Here is an 18,265-nt window from a genome sequence, read left to right on the forward strand (position 1 = left end):
GAAATCAAATCATCGCTTATGCCTAATTTCTGCGTCTAATAGAAAACCTCAGATTTTATGTGGATGTCCGGTTGAAATATTGTCTAGACAAAGATGGCACCACTGAAGCCGTAATCTTGTTGAATTTCAAGCAATTCTGTGATAAATTTTAAAGATATTTTGATAGAAACCGGAGGTTTTTAAAACGGGGAAATGCAATAATCCTATTAGGCAACATCATGTGCCTAGAGCATATCTTAAATACTTTTGTGCTCCTGATAAGTCTATTTCCGTTCTTGATACTAAGACGGGGAAAATATTCACTACTGGTATAGAAGCAGCTGGTGTAGAAAATAATTTTTATACTCTAACAGGTGCGGAGGATCCTTTTTGTTGGGAAAAAAGTTATGCTCAAAGCGTAGAGCCGCTTATAAGCAAAGTTTTACCACAAATAATTGCACCCTCCAACATCATGGCGCATGATGGACAATATGTTATTACTGAAGAAGAAAAGGCAGAGTTGGCAACAATTATGATTGTACAGCTGCTTCGTGGCAAGCAAAGTAGAGAATACGAACGTGAACTGTTTCATAAGTTGATACCCGAAGTGATTGAAGAAACCCAAAAACGATTTGAAGAATTATCATCATCCCAGCTGAAAATGTTGCAAAGTTTGGAACAAAATGAAACACTGTTTCGCGCACTGGAAATGGAGGTCTCTCTGGATCCAAAGAGAATTATTCGCTATTCACAAGAACTTTGTAAAAGAACTTTTATAGTTTTTAGGTGCGCAATGAAAGGCGTGGAATTTGTCACAAGTGATAACCCGGTGATGTTTATCAACAGTGAAACCGCAGATGCGACGCCATATACAAATGGAATCATTTATCCCAAAACACTGTTATATTTCCCTTTAAGCCCCTATTTGATATTGGCTGCTTATCACCCTGATTCTTTTTTTGGAAAACTTCAGTCATATGATCGTAAGTTGATTGATTTAAGGGGGGATAGAAACAGGAGCTTTATAAAAACAATAAACAGAAAACAAATGGAGCAGTGCTATGGGCAAGTCTATTCAAAGAAATCAGTAATTCTTCAAAAGCTCAAAATGAGTTAAAATAAAGATAGACACCACCCCTTTTGAGGTGGTGCCTATTTCACGTGGATTTGTCGAAATTCAAATTAAGAATTGTTAGGCTTTAAGAAAACGTTTATGCTCCGTTCCCGAATTTCGCTGTTCCTACCGGTACGATGCCACGCATAGCGGCTCGCATCGCTTCATCCCGAGGATGAACATAGAAGTGAGTGGTAGTTGTCACATCGGCGTGGCCTAGCAGGCCCGATACTGTTGCGACGTCGATGCCGTTTTCGATAGCACGTGTCGCAAACGTGTGTCGCATGGCGTGAAATTTGACATGCTCCAGGTGAAGCTGGCGAAGAATCCGAGAAAAATAATGGCTGAGGTTGTCCGGGTCCATCACACGGCCGCAACGATTAAAAACGATAAAATCTTCGTCGCCGGCTTCATGACCAAATTCTTTTGCGAATCGTTCGCGCTGCAACTTTAACAATTGCTGTACTACATCAGGCATATATAACTCTCGTTCCGAGGAAGTGGTCTTTACAGAACCGAATACCAGTTGTGTCTTTGGGGCTGTCGGGCTTGAGTCGATATCACTGATGCGGCGCACGGTACTTTCAACTGAGAGCATCCCGGTGGATTCCTGATAATTTTTCCACCGCAGGGCGCAGATCTCGCCCAAACGCATACCCGTGTACAGTGCCAGTAGAATGCCGGCTTCTTTGTGGCCGAAATGTTCAAACAGATATGTTTCCAAGGCCCTCTGGGAGTCATTGGTCATGATTTGAACCCGGCGGCTTTTCACAGACTTGATTGCGGTCAGCGGGACAGGATTGCTAGGCATCAATTCTTCGGCCGTAGCAAGCTTCAATGCAACATCCAACACGGCCCGCATATTGCGCAGGCTCTTTGTGGACAGCGGTCCCCCGGTACGAAGATTGCCTGTCCGTGCCTGCTCGTTAAAAAAGCGCTGCAACACGCGTGGCGTCAAGTTTCCGAGCTGGATTTCTCCGATTGCGGGGATGATGTGTTTTACGCAATTATCTCGATAGTGCTCATAGCCGGACGGTTTGGAAACGGGCTTTACATAAGCATCAAGCCAATACAGCAGCCAATCTTCCAGAATGGTTTCTTCGGAAAAGTCAAGAACACTATTTCCATTGTCTTTTGTAACCTTCATAATGTGTACTCCTTTTATCGGAAAACACACGGCACAGGTCAATTTGTGAAACAAACACATCAGCCTTGTCATACCATAAGAACGCTGCTATACTGAATTCGGTACGGTGCAGCAAGTCTGTTGTGTAGGTGGTCGCATCACCTGCGCAGGTAAACGGGAGGGTCCAGCTTCCGCTTACCGCCGTGCTGTTTTTGTGCTTATAATACGAATTGTATAGAAACGTGAGCGTATAACTATTCGGCGTTTCGTTCGCATGGCTCACTGCATGCGCGTTTTACCCGGAACGCCCGGGCGAGCAGGCAGAATTCATTCCGGCACAATTTCGCACGGCCTGCCTGTGCGCAAAAGTTCCCATGTGCCCAAGGAATGGAATTTCTTATTTTGCCTGACGCAGTCCCTCATGCAGAATGTTTTTGGCGGCATTAAGATCCCGCTGCATTTGCGTTCCACATTGTGGGCAACGAAAAACGGAGAATGCCAAGGGAAGTTTGCCAAGATGTGCACCGCATGCCGAGCAAATTTGCGAGCTCGGATAATAGCGGTCGACTCGTACGACACGTTTTCCCTGCATGATAGCTTTACTTTGCAGCTTTTGCAAAAAGGCGGGGTACTGATTATCTTCTATTTTGGGGGTAAGGCGAGGATTTTGACGCTTCATACCCACAAAATCCAGATTTTCGGTGGCAATGAGGTCGTGATTCTGTAGGAGACGCTTAGATTGTTTGTATTGCCAATCACGACGTTGATTTTGAGTATGGCGGTCCAACTTGGCCAGTTTGGCGCGCAGGGCACGCCAGCGTCGGCTGCCGGTGTGTGCACGGGACAGAGCTTGCTGCAAGGCTTCCCGTTTGGGTTTGGATTTTGCCGCGAATCCGGGATATTCGGCACTGTGACCATTAGAATCACGGTATAGACCGTCTTGTGCGTAATCCAGACCGATGGCCCGGTCATAGAGCACAGGCGTGATAGGGACCGGCAATTTTGCCGTGTACACGATAAGTATATGAGCGTAGTAGCGCCCTTCATAGGTGCTGTAAAAGATTTGGCCGCTGAGTGCTTTTGCACCGGCCGGGAGCGGGCGATGAGTATCGCGCAGGATTGTCCCGATAGTGGGAACAACAATATGGAATTCGCTGACCGCCATTGTTTTGAAATAGAAGCAGCGCTGATTCCGTGTAACCGGGCGCAAATAAATCTTGTTGAAACTTCCCTGCCATAATTTTTGCACTGCCTGGTACAGTTCCTTTCGGGTGTGATCCAGGGAGCCTTGGTAGTCGATACCGGGGCAGGAAATACTATATTGGCGAATAGCAGTTTCTGCATCGCTTTTGTGGGCTCGTTTCCCATACAGCTCGTTAATGCAGCGTGCCATGGCATTGTAATTTTTATCTTCAAAGTCAAACCGCTCGGCAAGCATAGCCTGCTGCTCGGCGGTAGGATAGAGGCGATATACATAGGTCCGATACAGGACCGTTTCCAATTGATTCATAAAGAGTAGTCCTCCACTTGTGTTTTGAAATTGTGTGTTGTACAATGGAGGCAGGAAATCGTGACGCAAAAATGATTTTCCTGCCGAGCGCAGATCCATGTTGCCGCATGGGTTTGCGCTATTTTCTTTTTTTGATACTTTCTGGTCCAATATTTGGGGTCATGACCGCAATCACGGCGCATATGCAATGCAAGAGTGTCGGTCGAATTCATTGGGAACTGAAAATAGATATAAGCAGACATTTTCATAAAGCACACCTTTCCGGGCGTAATGCCCTTTATCAAAAAGAAAAATAAACAGGAGCAACATAACCATCTGACGGCAAAGCCGGGGTTGCCGGTATGAAGGCGATTCAGATGAATGGGAACATTCAAACGGTCAAGAATAAATACTTTCATGGTACTATCTCCTTTTTGTAACTGTTGAGTTGTTTTCGTAACTCTATGATTTAATTATATCCTGAAAAGTTTCTTTTGTCAACTACTTTATTCACTTTTTAATTACTTTTTTCAGCCGAAAGATTGACTTTGTGTACTTCTGAAGGTATACTGTTAAAAAGGAAAAGGATGGTGTTATCGATGGCAATGACAGAGAAAATTAAAATTGCTCTCATAAAAAAAGGAATGTCGGTAAAAGATCTTGCTGCCAGCCTAGGGTGCACCTCACAGAATATCAGCGGAAAATTCAAGCGCGATAATTTCAGTGAAAAAGAGCTGCAGGAAATTGCTGACGCGATGGGCTGCGAGTTCCGCGGATTGTTTATCGATAAAGAAACTGGCGAAGAAATTTGAAACGGTGTTTTTTATGATGGCGCATTTATGAAACCTAAAAGCAAAGCCCCCAACCTTTGACGATGGCCGACAAAGGTTGGGGGCTTATTCTGTGATGGGTTTATTCTTTCGAAAGGCAATTTTTTATGTATTGTTGAACATCAAAAGGGACAAGTTTACTATCTCCGCGTAAATACAAAGGATGATGCGGATGCCCTTTTTTAGAATGAGGACCTGCGCTGTACCAACAAGCATGGAACTCTTGCCCCAAAAGAAGCATATCGCGGAGACAAGAGGAAAGATAGGTACGCTTTTCAATAAGCGTTCCCCAAGCGGCCCAAATGGAAGGCGAATCGGACTTGGTTTGAGACAGGGCCCACCGAAAAGCGTTCATGTTTTCTCGATGAAGTATCGCGTTACATTTCGGATCCAAATCGTCCGGCTGTGTAGCGCGTTGAGCATACACATTAAACATGATAAAACTATCAAAGCCGTTGGCAACGGCAATTCTCTCTACGGATTTCATGGTGGGGTCTAGCATATTGGGGGTTGCGGTGGAAGGGTTGATGCCTACACAAATCAAAGGATTTTCGCCTACAGTACCTAAAACGTAGCGATAGTCACAGTATATAGGGGGAACGTACAACCAATGAGCAGGATCGTAATCATGCTTTATATTCCGTGATTCCTCTAGTGCCAAGGAAAATGGTTGGACATGCTCTTGTGATGTATTCAGGGAAGAAATATGCATAGGGGCCTCCAAATAAAAATGAGCACCTAAATTATTTTTGGAAAAAGCAGAGGAGACTACGGGTGGGCCTTATTTTTTGTGCGTCCCGCGCTCTTATTGGCGGACTTCTCTAGTGCTCTGTGGTAGGCGCTGTCAAAGCGAATCATAGGAGGAAGATTTTCTGCAATCGGACGGTAATCGGCTTCATACAGTACTGTGCCTTTTACAGTGCGGGATTCTGCTTTGACACTGAGTGTCAGTGCATCGGCGGGGCAGGTATTCCAGATGTCGATTATGAATTCGGGATTGCCGCCTTGGAAATCTGTATCAATAAATCGAATAGAGGCTTCTGATATATTTTCTGGGAGAGAATCTTTTGAGCTTGCCAAATCGGATTGGGTCTCCGTGAAAATGTGACGGCGATTCAGCTTGTCATACATATGAAGCAACCAATCCGTATCCAGCAAATCGAAGTGCCGAATATCGGCGTTGCGGATATCATGCCCCATCAAATATTGCAGTTCTTCTTCAGTCATCAAACAGACGCTGGAAAGAATGGTGGCATAGTGTCTTCGCAGCAAATAAGCGGTGGGGCTTTCTTCTTTTACGGATTTGTTTGCCTCGAGAAGACGAGAGGCGTAAACCAGACTTTCTTCATTGGTACGGATGCTGCGAAGCAAATTCCTGATTGTGTCGCCGAAATGCTTGCGGGTGCAGAATTTTGTACAGTCCTCGGGAGAATTTACAATGGGAAAATCCTCCAAGCAGCCGTTGGGATGGGATTTCTGAATGTATTGCATACGCTCTTGCAATAAAGAATCCAATTCGGCCGGTATGGGTAACACACGATAGGCGTTTTTGGTTTTGAGTTGATTTTTGCTTTTATTCGACGTATCCAAGGCGCGATAAATATAAAGAGCCTTTACGTTTTTCGTCAGAGGTTGGATTGCGCGATAAGTCAAACCACAACATTCACTGGGACGTAGTCCCAGATAGAGCATCAGTAATCCACCGATGAATACACCGTCAGGACTGTTGATCCCCTTGCGAAGAACTTTGGCAAATTTGATTTCTTCGCGAATTTGTAAAGAGCGAGGAAGTTTTACGATTTCCTCAATTTCTTGCTCTCGAAGTTGTCTCAGCTCCTCTTTCTTCCCGGCGGATCCTCTTTTAGGCAGGGCTGTTTTGTGATAATTCCAGATAGAACCCCAGCATGGATCAGAGTACGAGGGCAATTTTTCGTGTACAAAAGAGGAAAGACTTTTTAAAATGCTGCAAAGTTTATCCTTTGTAGCATCGGAAACTTCGCCACTTTTTGATTTGGCTTTGGATTGTTGAACGTACGCATCAACAGCTGCTGCAAAATGCTCGAACTCCAGGTCGCCGAAGGTAAGTCCTAAAGAATCAAAATAGAGCGCTTGCATTTTTTCCATCATACGGTGATAAGTTGCCTGGGTGTTTGCGTTCCACAAACGGGCGGTAGATGAATTGGTGTTTGGCTTTGTAGCCATTGCCTCTTCACAATAGGTGAATAGACTTAGGGGACTTTGGTCCAAGTCCTGCCAAGTCAGTGTCAGAGATTCTCGGATTCCCATCACAAACAGCCTTCTTCCGTTTTTATGGTGACCCCATGTGCAGAGGTAATGGTAACCGTACAAGGGCGGCGGATGTGTAGTCTGGTGTGCAGAACATGATTAAACACGCCTTCAATATGGCACTTTCTCTCAAGCGAACCTTTTGGCATTTTGGGAGGAAGGGCGCCTGGAGCAGCTACTGCCATAAGCCCGTAGCTCATCTGCACACACATATGATATTGTTTATGCGCGTTATTGAAGTCAATGTAATGTTGTCCGGCGGTATCGATTTGAGCCAACCCGCCCAAGTAACGGATCTCGTTCTGCTGCAGCCCACATAGAAATTGCCAAAAATGGCGACAACTTTGCCGGTAATTTTCTGGGCGAAAAGAAACCTGTATACTAACAGCTTGCCCATCATCACGGTGATACTCAAGAAAACTCTTTTTAAAATTACGGAACAGTTTTCGGAATTCCGCTTGCAATACATTTACCTTCATACGTTGCCCGGATTTATCGTCGCAAAACAGAGGCTTCTGCGGAGCTTGCGCAGATTGTAAAATCAGTTTCACCAACAAAAATGGAACTGGCACATTTCGATAACTTTCTGAATTGGGAAGTTCGCTAGATACGATATAGTTTTTGTGGTTATCGTTCTTCTTTATGGGAACGCAGCGTTTGGTAATACGGAGCTGGTAGGCACGATAATTGGGAATTGGAAGTAAATCTTCGCCGTCCAGAGCACAAACTTCCTCGGCTGTTAAACCTAAAAACAACATCAGCAACTGCGCCAGTGCCAGTGGATTGTGGGGCTCCTTCGTAAGGCTTTTCCATAAAAGTCGGTAGTCGTCTACACTCAAACTTTTGGGACGTAACCCTTTTCCCATCTTGACACCTACGCTGGAGCGCACAGTGAATTGCTTTTTAAATAAAGACAGAATTTGATTCTGCTGCTCATCGGAAATGCTTTGGAGGAGTAGATACTCACGAAAAACTTTTTGAAGAAGAGCGCCATAATCATACAGACGTTGGGTCACGTTCTGGTCTTCCTCGAGGACATCAAAGTCGGCAACAGATACAACAGACTTGGACAAACTTTCTTGAATTAACATATAAGCTCTGCGCTCGACGACTTTTCGCAAAGTGGTGAAAACGTAAGTGCAGAGAAAAGGCAATTCCTCTTCGTGCAATAATCTCGAGAGATCCAAATTTCCCAAGCATAGAATAACCTGTGCCATCATTTTCCCAAGGGAAGATGCCTCATTGCTGTTTTTTGAATATTTTGTTTGAAAAGAAGACTGCTTTTGTAACCAGAAGACTGATAGTTTTGCGGAGAGCGCGGATGCCTCTTTCGGCGTCTTTGTCAAATCGCTCTCTCGCAGTTCTTCATTTTTTGCAAGTAGTTTTTGCACGCCTTCCAGAATCTTTTCCGTAGGCGGATTATGCCGCTTCCTGTTTGTCTTTCGTACTTTTTTGAGCGGCGTTGTATAACGCAGACGAACATCGGACCCTACTTTTCTTTTTAGTGAAGAACTGTAGAGGTACAACTTGATTTGATTCGCTGTGTTCCCTCGCTTGCGATTGGCGACGGAGATGGGGGAGAAAGTGTAATGTACAGATAGACCGTCGCAAAGTTCTAATGTGTGAGGCGGCTGCCGAACACGTTTTTTGGTGGCAGATATGGTTGCGGAATCCATTTGTATCCTGTCCCTCCCGAATATAGAAAACGGCTTTGTGAGGTAAAAATCTACGGAAAATTCTTTGTTCGGACGGGGAAGGAGAAATAAGATTCCCCAATGCCCCTTTTTCTATTTATAGTGTACCTAAAATTGTTGACAAAGGCAATAGAATCCTATATAATTATCTTAAATTAAGGTATACAGAAAATGAGAAATTTCACAAGCATATAGAGAAAATAAAATACGAATTATCGAAATAAAAAAGAAGAGGCCTTGCCTCCAAGCTCATAACCCGGAGGTCGCAGGTTCAACGTAGTCCTGTCCCCGCAACCACTGATCCGTAGTTGGATTTTAAGAGTTTTCACTCTATAAACCAACTACGGATTTTGTAGTTTTATAGGTTGTCGGCAGGAAGCAGGCGGTCAGTCAATGTACTGGCCGCCTGTTTCGTTTTATACAGCTGTTCCATCTCCTCCGGTGTCTGGTATCCCAACCGGCTGTGGGGGCGTTGCCGGTTGTAAAAGAGCAGGTACTGCCGCAAGGAATCCAACAGTGCGCCGATGCTTTTATAGAAATACCGGTGGTATTCTTCTTTCTTCAGGCTGGCAAAAAAGGATTCCATGACGGCGTTGTCATAGGGGACGCCGGGAGCCGAAAAGGACTGCCGGACACCGAACTCCTCCAGCAATTCCCGGAAGTAATCCGAGGTATATTGCCGGCCCTGGTCGCTGTGAAAAAGCAGCCCGCGGGGCCGTCCTCTCCGGAGAAAGGCGGTTTCAAAGGTCCGGGCCACCAGGGCGGTGTCATTCTGGCAGGAAGCCCTGGCTGCCAGGACCTTGCGGGAGAATAGGTCCAGCACAACGCACAGGTAGAGCTTGCCGCCGGCATAGTGCAGCTCGGTGATGTCGCTGACCCAGGCCTTGTTTGGGGCCTCCGGATTGAACTGGCGGTCCAGCAGATTGAGATGGCAAAAGCGGCGCCGGGCTGCCGCCGCAGACATACGGGCAGAAGTGGTCCCCTTGTCTGCCTTCCATTCCCGCAAGAAGGAAAGAACCTTCCACTTGCTGATGGAGATCCCCTGGCCCAGCAGCTTCTGCCGGATTGCCTCGGAGGAAATCCGCTTGCCGGAGCGCAGGTAGAGTTTTTCCACCAGCGGGCGCAGCACTTCGTCCCGATGCTGGTTCTGGGTTTTGGCGGGACGACGCTGGGTGCGGTAGTAGAAGTTGGATTTGCGGATGCCGAAAAGCCGGCAGGTCAGGTTGGGACCATAGACGGGAATCCAGCGGCAAGCGGCCTGAAAGCGGGTGAACTCCGGAAGAGCCTGCTGCACGATGGTGCGCACTGCCTTCAGCTCTGCGGCGGTTTGCCGGTGCTGCTCCCGCAGCGCACGGAGTTCTTGCTGCAGCTGCAGCAGGTCCTGGTTGTCGGGACAGGACAGCTGGGCGTCGAAAGCGCGAAACCATGCGCGCAGGGGCTTGTCGGTGATGCCGGTTTCATCCTGCAGCTGCGTCAGTGTCCGGCCCCGTCGGTGCCGGACGTAGAGTTGCCACTTCTGGGCATCGTCATAGAATTTCGACATGGCTGCCCTCCGCCACGAAAGGAACCTCCGGCTGCCGGGGCAGATACTCGGTCTGCAGCGGCTCACAGCTGATCAGTCCCATGGCGTCCATCATCTGCCGGATGCGCTTTTTGCCTACACCAGACTGGTTACTACTTACCTCATGGAATATGCGGAAGACTGGTCCGCCTCCAGAGCGTACCTCAGCGAACAGTCTGTTCAAGCCATACTGCAACCGGCGGCTTGACTTCTTGTTTTACAGGAACCCTTTTTGCGAACAATACTTGACGCAGCCTTTCATTCATATTCCTGCCTCCTATACGGTTTTATAGATTTATTGTATAGGATGGGCATTTTGCACCGGGAAATTACAGATATGTGCTTATCTGTCCCATGTCCTGCCGCAGTATCGGCTCTTTTTCCGTTCGTGGGCATAGAAAAAAGACAGCCGTTTTTCCCGGCTGTCCCTTGCAGGCAGTTTGTTCGGTTTTGTTGTGATAAAGGGCCTTTTTGTACGGACCTGAAAACAGCCCTGTGCAGCAGGTATGGCGCTAATGATTATCTTTCCTTCATAATGATTTTTTCCGGAGCAACATTTTCCGTTATATAGGACTCCATCTTTTCATAGCCCGTCATAAGGGTTTCCACCGAGACATGTCTGGACTTTGTATATATGGTCGTTTTGTTCAAGATCCCTATCCCGGTGTTTCGATTAACCCTGCGTACCACTTCCCTTATGCTGTCGTAGCAATAACTTCCTCTCAGCGTGCCGACACAGCCCGTCCGGTATGCTCATAATACACAAGAACCGCAGTTCCATTTCCTGTCTGGCTCATCATCGTATAGTCATCTGCTGATATTTCCACACGGGTCCTTAATCCCTGAGAATCCGTCCCCATCAGATAATAATGATACGAAAAAATGCTGGTATGCGCTTGTGTTTCACTTACTTCTATATCTGTCAGCGTGACCGTCTTCGTACCCGACGCCAGATCAGCGGCAAAATCCTTCGTAAACCACATGCAGACTGCCGCACAGAAAACCGCGATGATCACTCCTGCTGTTTTGTTACTTTTTTCCCCTGTTTTCCAGTTATGTATGACCCGCACGACCACATAGATGCACACGATCCATATGACGGATATATTGCAGAATTCATCCAGTAACACCAGCTCTCCTGTCTTAGGCAGAAGCAGACCGGCAACTATGACCGCCAGTACAAGAACACAGAGAATGATCTCATATTTTGTTATTTTTCTTCTCACTTTGCTCATGATTCGGTTCCTTCCATTAGACTTACAAGATCATTTCTCCATGAAAATTCCTTTGCATAATCAATGCATGCTTTCCCAAAATTGTCTTTTTCATAGATATTTGAACCGTGATCTATTAAATATTGATATACCGGCATAGCCGTCTCTGTCGGCAGCTTTACAACAGTAATCGCATAATTAAGTGGAATTGCCCCATATTTGTCTTTGGCGTTTATGTTCACCCCAGCCTCAACCAGCAGCTGAGTTACTTTTAATATGTACTGTGGATCGGGCCTCATAACCGAAAAGTAAAATATATGCAGTGCATTTCTTTGATCTTTTGGACTTTTAAAGTTAACATCCGCCCCCTCAGATATTAAAAATCGAATCATCTTTATTTTTTCGTCTGTGTTGTGGTCATTGACAAACAGTAACTGAAACAAACTTAATCCTGTATACTTATGGAATAGATTCGGATCACCTGTATAAAACTTCCGGAAGTCCGAATAAGTTGCGTCTCTTACCGCATCAAAAATGTCTGTAATCCTCATAAATCTCACTCCTAAAATCACTCAATCTTGCTCAATAACTTTATCGTCCGTTTCCTGCAAATATCTTTCTGTAAGATCACAAGTTCTTTCGGGATATATCTTCCATTGATCCGGAGCCAGCAGGCACTTTCAGCAAAATCTGTCCGCCGCAGCGATCCTGACTTTAACTCGGTGATCGTCTCAAAATTTTCACACTCGAGCAGCTCCTCCTGCTCTTTTTTTGTAAGCCGCCGGTTCAAAGCGGGCAGACACTGATATGTAGTTCTGTAATATCCAAGCAGGCGCGGCAGCGAAAGGACTGCGCCCGCCAATGCAAGAACACACGCTGCCAGCGACGGAATATTCTCCGGACGCGCCAGTATCCCGGCGAAGCCTGCGAGCGCCAGCACTCCCCATGCACACAGGGCAAGGTTTTTCTTTATGGGGTATCCTCTCCGCCATTCTGTTTTTCTCAACTGTTTCATTATTTTCCCTCTGACAGCTTCGCAATTTTATCTATCTCAAAGAGTATAGGACTTTGATAATCCGTCGTTTCGTCAGCAAAACACCGCGCTAGGCTGTTCCAGTGGATATCCGGGAGTTCATTAACATTATCGCAGGATATGATCTGCAGCATAACGTCGTATATTTTTTTGATTATTCCCGAATACTGTAACTGCGTACTATAATCGGAACGGAGTATCTGTATGACTTTTTCACAATGCTGTTTTATCTCTTCCATGTGCTTTGGCGAACCTCATCTAACCACTTCATAAAAATCTCGCTTGAATCTGTCCCCGTCTTTGCGGAACAGATACTTTCATACTTATATTCCGTGTCTATTTTACCGCTTTTACAGTCATAAATCATTCTTAATTCCGTGGGGACAGGTTTTTCGTAATGTATGCATATTTGTCTTATCTTCTCAAGATCCGCTTCCCCAAGATCCAGAAAATCCCATATCGCGTCCGGATCGGCAGCTATATTATTTGTTGTTTTTATCTGACCATCAATCTTGAAAAATGCATTGAACGAAATACTGCTTTCTTCGATAGAGCCATAGGCATAAACTTTATCAGTCCTATTCCCCGCAAATTCGACACATAGTGAAATAATCCGTGACTGCGCATCCATAAATTCATCTTCAAACACTCTATCCATAGCGTCCCCCTTTGAAACAAAACTCTTTTTTAACTTCCGCTGTATTCTCCTGACAGAAGCATTTCTTTCACTTCATCGTATTCGTCCGGCAGCGCCTGCGACAACAAGCCGGACGCTTCTACACGGAAGACCGTTCCGTCATCATATAATACAGCCAGCACCATATGCTGGGGATCTGTAATTTCCTCTTCACCCGTTCCGGATTCCCAGCCAAAAACACCATACTTGTCTAACGCCTCAACAATCTGCTGTCCATCCGCATAATATCCGCCCTGTACCTGGTGGAGATCATCAAAAAGATACGCATCCGACGTTCGATACCTTTTTCTGTCCGGCAGATCATAATATACACATTCTGTACTTGTATTCTTATTTTCCATAAAAGCTACAGCATATACATTTTCTGTAAAATCAGATGTGCGTTCTTCTATGCCGTCTTCAATGAGATAACTTACATCATACATGCCGAATTTGCGTTCCGGTTCGTATTCTTCCAGGAGCAAAGGTATGTTGAGCGTATCCACATCTTCTGTCGTGATGTCAAAATCCTCAATAAACTGTTCCAGATCAACTTTGCTGTACTGTTCTTTTGTAAGTCCTGCCGCCCGGATCAGTTCTTCCGGAGTGATCAGCCTCTGTTCCGAATACGTCTCTTCCCCGGTTTCTGTCACATAGATACCCGGTTTCTGATCCAGACTCCAGAGAAATTCATCCTTGTTAAAAGTTTCTTCCGTAGTGATCTCTATCGCAGTAAGCCCTTCTTTATCCGGTTCTTCTCTGTAAAAAGGAATATAAATATATGCGATTTCATATTGTGCTTCATCTGTAATAACCGAATAGTGCCCTCTCAATTCCCGCCATGTTATTTTTCCGTGTTCACTTTTTTCATGGGAACTTGCATTTCCTTTCCAGCTTTTACATTCGCCCTGAAAAAACTCTATGAATTCTTCCGCCTGTTCCGTTAAGTTTAGCGTACTGTCCCCGGCATACTGCGAAAATAATCCCGTCAGCGCTTTTGCATCTTCCTTCTCTGCGCACCCGATAATGTTTTCTATCATTTCATCCGCCAATTCTTTATCAGAACGATATGCATTGGATGATCCCCGCCTGAAAACGATGCATCCGCTCAAACTGCATACAAGGGCGCAGCATACGATAAGCAGTAATACCTTCCTCATAAATTCTCTTCCTTTCAGCTAATATACGGTCACTTTCCCGCTCCCGGATATCGCGCACTCCGCCTCTTCGGTATAGATATCTTCCCGGAGCTTATCCTCATAATCAGATCTGCCAATCTGTTTCCACGCTTCAGACTCTGCCATGCGCAGATAGATCCCGGCCGGCACGTCCTGACAGTTCTCCGTCAGCCAGTCCGGCACAGCCTCCAGAAACGCCTCGTACTGTTCTGAACACAGGGCGTCGTCCATAAAAATATACGTCACGGCGGAAACCTCGTTCAGTATCGCTTCTTCTTCTGCCGCGCCGCTGCCGCCGTTCTTTATCTCCGTGTATATCTTTATCCCTTCGGAAGGCAGATACTGCTCTGCAAATGCGCGTACCTGCTCTTCATAGGCGGGGCGCATCAGGATCGCCCCGTAATCGTCTTCATACCGGTACATGCCGTTTTCATATGTGCGGTACACTGTCACAACATCCGATTCACCGCCCTGTTCCGGATACACCTTTAGGTGTTCCTGCTCGACGGCATCTCCCGGCGCGTAGGATATATAATGAAACTGCTGCTCATATTTCCCTTCGATCCAGTCCAGCATCTGCACGACAGATGTAACGACCCCTTTCTGTGTATCGGTCAGTTCCTCATAAGGCCCGGTAAGGCCTGTCATGTCCATAACCTCTTCCTGTCTGGCACCAAGCCATGCGCCGTCGTCATAGCTGGCCTTCCATTCGTCGGGCCCGAAGGTGATGCTCCCGTCCGGAAATGTGCCTTCACCGACAGTCAGCCCCGTATGGCAGTTCACGATCTTTGCGCTGACACTCCAGTTTGGATCCCCTGTTTCCATGATTCCGGTCAGGACATCCGATGTCGTGATCGTCAACAGCATCTTTGCCTGTAGAATACCGTCGATATTCTCGTCGATATGATATATGAAACGGCTGTGATCGGTATCCGCCTCTACATAATAGCCCTGTTCGTCTTTCTCCATATCTTCCAGCACATCGTCAATGGACCCGGCGTACATCTCTATAAGTTCTTCTTTCTGCGTCGGCGTCACTTCCAGAATTAGATCATCCCCGTCACGCCTTACATCGGTACAGTAATCTTCAAAAGCCTCCATGTTGTCCTCGATATCTGTATTGGCAAACTTAAATATCGAGGCAGGTATGGTAATCTTCTCTGTCATCTTCGGCAATGTTTTTCCGGCATCCGGGTCCTGGACCTGATCTGCTGCCGGAGCGCCCGCACAGGCGCTGCAGACGAGTACCGAAGCAGCTGTCACCGTTGCGAGCACTGTTTTATATAGCTTGTCCATCCTCTCACTCCTCTGAAAACACATTTCTATGCTGATAATAATACCATATTCAAGCTGTAAAAGTTACCGTTTTTATAGATTTTTTCATCTCAGATCTGCTGAGAACGGCAACACCCCAGGCAGTCAGGGTATCTGTGCGCAATGTATCTCCACTCTCTGTCCTGACAACTGTTCTTCCATGATTAGTACGAGTGCTCCACCGCCTTCTTCTGACTAGTATCCGGTCACTACTGCCGTGATCTCATATTCATATATGATGCCTCTCCAGACTATAAAGTCTGGACTGACGATGGAACAAAAGAATGGTGCCTAAAAGAACCAGGAGCCTTATATGACTTCATTGTTGCCGGCACTTGAAAAGAAGGTGAAAAACAAAATGAATCAAGCGGAAACCCTGCGGCAACTCCTGAAAGAAATCGAGGAACTGCTGGAACGTAACATAAACGAAGACGGCGAGTGCCAATTCAGTTATCTCAAGGAAAAGATTGTACTTGAGATGGCCAAGGAAATAATCACAGACGGAGTTCCCGACCCTCCGATGTGCTTTACATCTTGCTGAATGAAGAACATCATAGATGGGAAAGGATGATTGCGAATATCGGATGAAGTGCTGAAGCAAGTGGTCTTTGATTCGGGCGATTGGGCCTCGATGCGTGAATTGTGTAAGAATCACGAGCAGTACCCTGTACCGCTCCTTGGGAAAACATCAATCGGAGAGGATATCATTATTGAGGTTCTGTCCGATCGTATCATTACGGAAGTCTACCAAGAAAACGGTTGGGTGCGAAAAAACTTCTATTACCCTGAAGAATGTACTACCGAAGAACTCTTCCAAGGGAAGTGGAAGCAGAGTCAGCAGCCCAGCAAAAAAAGGGCTCGTGGAGAACGATAACTTGAAGTAAAAGTGTTGTGTTTTCTCCTTGTACATGCTATAATTTAAGTGCAAAGAATAGGTATTTTGGCAGAGGATCTGGTCGGAGGATGTCTGGCAACAGTTGATTACTCCAAAAAGGCCGGTTTTCCAAGAATTGCCAAATATATCTATTCTGTTAACTCATGCCAACGAAAGCACCGATTCATCTGAATCGGTGCTTTTTCTGTATTGCACGGGAGGGCAAGGCTGGATTCCAACTCTGACCTGTGATACAATCAAATAAAAGGGGTGGGACTGCATGGACTGGGCTTTGATGGCGCCGGGGATCGCACTGTTGGTGGCTTGCCTGCTTTATGTCCTATATCAAAACGGCTACGGGACCCTCAACTTCAAAGCGGCTTTGACGTATATGGGTTATCCCCGATGGGGAAAACAAAAAAAATGTATCCAGGCCAGCTTTGCTGCCTGCAGTGGTTTTACCAAGCGGGTGGTGCGCCTTTTGCCATCCGAACAATATCAGTTTGTTTTTTTCCTCCCGGCTTACTAAAGGAAGCGTATCGGTGGAGATTTATGCAGACCGCAAGGAGCTTCTTGCTCAATTGAATGAGGAACACCCTACGGTAATTATTTCGACGGACACCCAAACGCGTTTTCGCGTTGTTACTCGATTCAAAAAAGCAGACGGAGACTATTCCCTTGCATGGAGCAAGGCGGAATGATTTTGATAGCACTGCTGCGAAATACCACCCGACAACAAAAGTCCGATATCCTTTTGGTACTGCAAACCGGTCAACCTTTGGTTGGCCGGTTTTTTTGTTAAAAATCATAGCTGTTTTGCAAGAACAACCGCCAATGGCACAGGTGCAGCATAATCGATGACTTACAGAAAACAGGGCGGGCTTATCTTGTTTTTCTGCTGTATCTTATGCTTTATCGATGAAATTGTCCTGTTTTCTGCAGGACCCGGAAACCGGAGCTTTGCAGGGTGTCCAGAGGCTCTGCCGGTTTTTGGGGCAAGGCACAAATTGACGGCCAATCGTTTTTTGCCTATACTGAAAGTGAAGTAACGCAAAGGAGGTGCGGCCCATGAAGATACCATATATCGTCGGAATAGGCGTGGCCTACACCGCCGCCCTATGGCTGCTGGTGCGGCGGCTGCGCCTGCCGGGTCGGGGCTATCTGCCCGAAAAAACACTGTGCAGCCTTTGCTTTGTGGCCGTGGCGGCGGTGTGCGCTGCTCTGGGCAGCCGTCCCGAAGCTTTTTGGAGATTACTGCCGGCACTGCTATGCTGTTTGGTGGGGGATGTGGTGCTGGCGCTCTACAACAACCTGCGCCGTCCGGGCCTGTTTTTGGCCGGACTGGGAGTCTTTCTGGCCGGACACACCCTGTTTGTGTGGGGCCTGTGCCAGCTGCAGCCCATGGGCTGGCCGGTACCGCTGGCCGCGGTGCTGGGGGCTGGCGGCGCGGCGGCGTTGTCCGGCATACCGGGAATGCAGACCGGGCGGATGCGCCCTTGGGTGGTGCTTTACGCAGCCTTTGTCTCGGCACTTTTGGGCAAGGGACTGCAGCTGGCCTTTGGCATAGGCCAGACCTGGTGCTTTCTGGTGTTGGCAGGGGCGGTTCTGTTTTGGATTTCGGATCTGCTGATCCTGTTCCTGTATTTTTACCCTTCAAAGCACCCTGCCGTGCACGTGGCCAATCTTTTGACCTACTACTATGCTATGTTTCTGATCGCAGCCAGCCTTGCGTTCTGAGAACGGGGACATTCCTTAATTTTGCAGCAGCCGCCAGAACGGCGGCGCTGTGCCCAAGAAGAAAGCCACGAAAACTTCTGCAACCATAAGATTCCGTTGCCAACTTGCGCAAACTTCTGTTTTGTGCCCTGCAATCCCGGGATGATTTGCCGCACCGGAC

At 46.7% G+C, this 18,265-nt stretch carries 19 protein-coding genes; 6 read left to right on the top strand and 13 right to left on the bottom strand.

Going from position 1 to position 18,265, the window contains the following annotated elements; all coding sequences use genetic code 11:
• Positions 1–220 precede the first annotated feature (220 nt).
• Positions 221–1,096, top strand: coding sequence for a DUF4238 domain-containing protein (locus AC127K_RS03175; protein ID WP_483721539.1), 876 nt, complete (start codon positions 221–223; stop codon positions 1,094–1,096).
• Between the two features lie 94 nt (positions 1,097–1,190).
• Here the strand turns inward: AC127K_RS03175 and AC127K_RS03180 are convergent, their stop codons facing one another.
• The 3 genes from AC127K_RS03180 to AC127K_RS03190 all read right to left on the bottom strand — a co-directional run bounded on the left by AC127K_RS03180 (position 1,191) and on the right by AC127K_RS03190 (position 4,127).
• Positions 1,191–2,240, bottom strand: coding sequence for a tyrosine-type recombinase/integrase (locus AC127K_RS03180; RefSeq protein WP_483721540.1), 1,050 nt, complete (start codon positions 2,238–2,240; stop codon positions 1,191–1,193).
• Positions 2,241–2,616: 376 nt separating this feature from the next.
• Positions 2,617–3,729: an RNA-guided endonuclease InsQ/TnpB family protein gene (locus AC127K_RS03185; protein WP_483721541.1), complete on the bottom strand. Its 1,113-nt coding sequence runs from the start codon at positions 3,727–3,729 to the stop codon at positions 2,617–2,619.
• Positions 3,726–4,127 carry a hypothetical protein gene (locus AC127K_RS03190; RefSeq protein ID WP_483721542.1) on the bottom strand — a complete coding sequence of 134 codons (402 nt, stop codon included), beginning with the start codon at positions 4,125–4,127 and terminating at the stop codon, positions 3,726–3,728. Before AC127K_RS03190 ends, AC127K_RS03185 begins: the two co-directional genes overlap by 4 nt.
• A gap of 180 nt (positions 4,128–4,307) precedes the next feature.
• On the opposite strand from AC127K_RS03190, the gene AC127K_RS03195 reads away from it, so the two are divergent.
• Complete coding sequence (locus AC127K_RS03195) at positions 4,308–4,520, top strand: helix-turn-helix domain-containing protein (protein ID WP_295341990.1); 213 nt, start codon at positions 4,308–4,310, stop codon at positions 4,518–4,520.
• Between the two features lie 100 nt (positions 4,521–4,620).
• On the opposite strand, the gene AC127K_RS03200 is transcribed toward AC127K_RS03195, so the two are convergent.
• From AC127K_RS03200 to AC127K_RS03245, 10 genes are all read right to left on the bottom strand, one after another.
• Entirely contained in the window at positions 4,621–5,250 is a 630-nt protein-coding gene (locus AC127K_RS03200; RefSeq protein WP_483721543.1) for a DUF1643 domain-containing protein, read from the bottom strand.
• A gap of 56 nt (positions 5,251–5,306) precedes the next feature.
• Entirely contained in the window at positions 5,307–6,824 is a 1,518-nt protein-coding gene (locus AC127K_RS03205; RefSeq protein WP_483721544.1) for a site-specific integrase, read from the bottom strand.
• Positions 6,824–8,500, bottom strand: coding sequence for a hypothetical protein (locus AC127K_RS03210; protein ID WP_483721545.1), 1,677 nt, complete (start codon positions 8,498–8,500; stop codon positions 6,824–6,826). Before AC127K_RS03210 ends, AC127K_RS03205 begins: the two co-directional genes overlap by 1 nt.
• A 376-nt stretch (positions 8,501–8,876) precedes the next feature.
• On the bottom strand, positions 8,877–10,061 hold the full coding sequence (locus AC127K_RS03215; RefSeq protein WP_483721546.1) for an IS3 family transposase: 1,185 nt from the start codon (positions 10,059–10,061) through the stop codon (positions 8,877–8,879).
• Between the two features lie 740 nt (positions 10,062–10,801).
• Positions 10,802–11,314, bottom strand: coding sequence for a hypothetical protein (locus tag AC127K_RS03220; RefSeq protein WP_483721547.1), 513 nt, complete (start codon positions 11,312–11,314; stop codon positions 10,802–10,804).
• On the bottom strand, positions 11,311–11,844 hold the full coding sequence (locus tag AC127K_RS03225; protein ID WP_087183219.1) for a hypothetical protein: 534 nt from the start codon (positions 11,842–11,844) through the stop codon (positions 11,311–11,313). The genes AC127K_RS03220 and AC127K_RS03225 overlap by 4 nt, the downstream gene beginning before the upstream one ends.
• 17 nt (positions 11,845–11,861) lie before the next feature.
• On the bottom strand, positions 11,862–12,308 hold the full coding sequence (locus AC127K_RS03230) for a hypothetical protein (protein ID WP_483721548.1): 447 nt from the start codon (positions 12,306–12,308) through the stop codon (positions 11,862–11,864).
• A gap of 244 nt (positions 12,309–12,552) precedes the next feature.
• Entirely contained in the window at positions 12,553–12,984 is a 432-nt protein-coding gene (locus tag AC127K_RS03235; protein ID WP_087308269.1) for a hypothetical protein, read from the bottom strand.
• 29 nt (positions 12,985–13,013) lie between these two features.
• Entirely contained in the window at positions 13,014–14,162 is a 1,149-nt protein-coding gene (locus AC127K_RS03240; RefSeq protein ID WP_483721549.1) for a DUF5104 domain-containing protein, read from the bottom strand.
• Between the two features lie 18 nt (positions 14,163–14,180).
• Complete coding sequence (locus AC127K_RS03245; protein ID WP_483721550.1) at positions 14,181–15,476, bottom strand: hypothetical protein; 1,296 nt, start codon at positions 15,474–15,476, stop codon at positions 14,181–14,183.
• A gap of 331 nt (positions 15,477–15,807) precedes the next feature.
• On the opposite strand from AC127K_RS03245, the gene AC127K_RS03250 reads away from it, so the two are divergent.
• The 4 genes from AC127K_RS03250 to AC127K_RS03265 all read left to right on the top strand — a co-directional run bounded on the left by AC127K_RS03250 (position 15,808) and on the right by AC127K_RS03265 (position 18,105).
• Positions 15,808–16,035, top strand: a complete 228-nt coding sequence (locus AC127K_RS03250) for a hypothetical protein (protein WP_346667961.1) — start codon at positions 15,808–15,810, stop codon at positions 16,033–16,035.
• 613 nt (positions 16,036–16,648) lie between these two features.
• Positions 16,649–16,897, top strand: a complete 249-nt coding sequence (locus AC127K_RS03255; protein WP_483721551.1) for a hypothetical protein — start codon at positions 16,649–16,651, stop codon at positions 16,895–16,897.
• Positions 16,898–16,910: 13 nt separating this feature from the next.
• The gene (locus tag AC127K_RS03260; RefSeq protein WP_483721552.1) at positions 16,911–17,069 is read left to right on the top strand and encodes a hypothetical protein; all 159 of its coding nucleotides are present in this window, start codon (positions 16,911–16,913) and stop codon (positions 17,067–17,069) included.
• A 367-nt stretch (positions 17,070–17,436) separates the two neighbouring features.
• Positions 17,437–18,105 (top strand): lysoplasmalogenase, encoded by a 669-nt coding sequence (locus AC127K_RS03265; protein WP_483721553.1) that lies wholly within the window; start codon positions 17,437–17,439, stop codon positions 18,103–18,105.
• Positions 18,106–18,265 lie beyond the last annotated feature (160 nt).

This window comes from Subdoligranulum sp. DSM 23681 (assembly GCF_057005535.1).

Coding starts and splice junctions, on each gene's coding strand:
- AC127K_RS03180 (WP_483721540.1), bottom strand. CDS start 2,240: ATGAAGGTTACAAAAGACAATGGAAATAGTGTTCTTGACTTTTCCGAA.
- AC127K_RS03185 (WP_483721541.1), bottom strand. CDS start 3,729: ATGAATCAATTGGAAACGGTCCTGTATCGGACCTATGTATATCGCCTC.
- AC127K_RS03190 (WP_483721542.1), bottom strand. CDS start 4,127: ATGAAAGTATTTATTCTTGACCGTTTGAATGTTCCCATTCATCTGAAT.
- AC127K_RS03195 (WP_295341990.1), top strand. CDS start 4,308: ATGGCAATGACAGAGAAAATTAAAATTGCTCTCATAAAAAAAGGAATG.
- AC127K_RS03200 (WP_483721543.1), bottom strand. CDS start 5,250: ATGCATATTTCTTCCCTGAATACATCACAAGAGCATGTCCAACCATTT.
- AC127K_RS03205 (WP_483721544.1), bottom strand. CDS start 6,824: ATGGGAATCCGAGAATCTCTGACACTGACTTGGCAGGACTTGGACCAA.
- AC127K_RS03210 (WP_483721545.1), bottom strand. CDS start 8,500: ATGGATTCCGCAACCATATCTGCCACCAAAAAACGTGTTCGGCAGCCG.
- AC127K_RS03215 (WP_483721546.1), bottom strand. CDS start 10,061: ATGTCGAAATTCTATGACGATGCCCAGAAGTGGCAACTCTACGTCCGG.
- AC127K_RS03220 (WP_483721547.1), bottom strand. CDS start 11,314: ATGAGCAAAGTGAGAAGAAAAATAACAAAATATGAGATCATTCTCTGT.
- AC127K_RS03225 (WP_087183219.1), bottom strand. CDS start 11,844: ATGAGGATTACAGACATTTTTGATGCGGTAAGAGACGCAACTTATTCG.
- AC127K_RS03230 (WP_483721548.1), bottom strand. CDS start 12,308: ATGAAACAGTTGAGAAAAACAGAATGGCGGAGAGGATACCCCATAAAG.
- AC127K_RS03235 (WP_087308269.1), bottom strand. CDS start 12,984: ATGGATAGAGTGTTTGAAGATGAATTTATGGATGCGCAGTCACGGATT.
- AC127K_RS03240 (WP_483721549.1), bottom strand. CDS start 14,162: ATGAGGAAGGTATTACTGCTTATCGTATGCTGCGCCCTTGTATGCAGT.
- AC127K_RS03245 (WP_483721550.1), bottom strand. CDS start 15,476: ATGGACAAGCTATATAAAACAGTGCTCGCAACGGTGACAGCTGCTTCG.
- AC127K_RS03250 (WP_346667961.1), top strand. CDS start 15,808: ATGACTTCATTGTTGCCGGCACTTGAAAAGAAGGTGAAAAACAAAATG.
- AC127K_RS03255 (WP_483721551.1), top strand. CDS start 16,649: ATGGACTGGGCTTTGATGGCGCCGGGGATCGCACTGTTGGTGGCTTGC.
- AC127K_RS03265 (WP_483721553.1), top strand. CDS start 17,437: ATGAAGATACCATATATCGTCGGAATAGGCGTGGCCTACACCGCCGCC.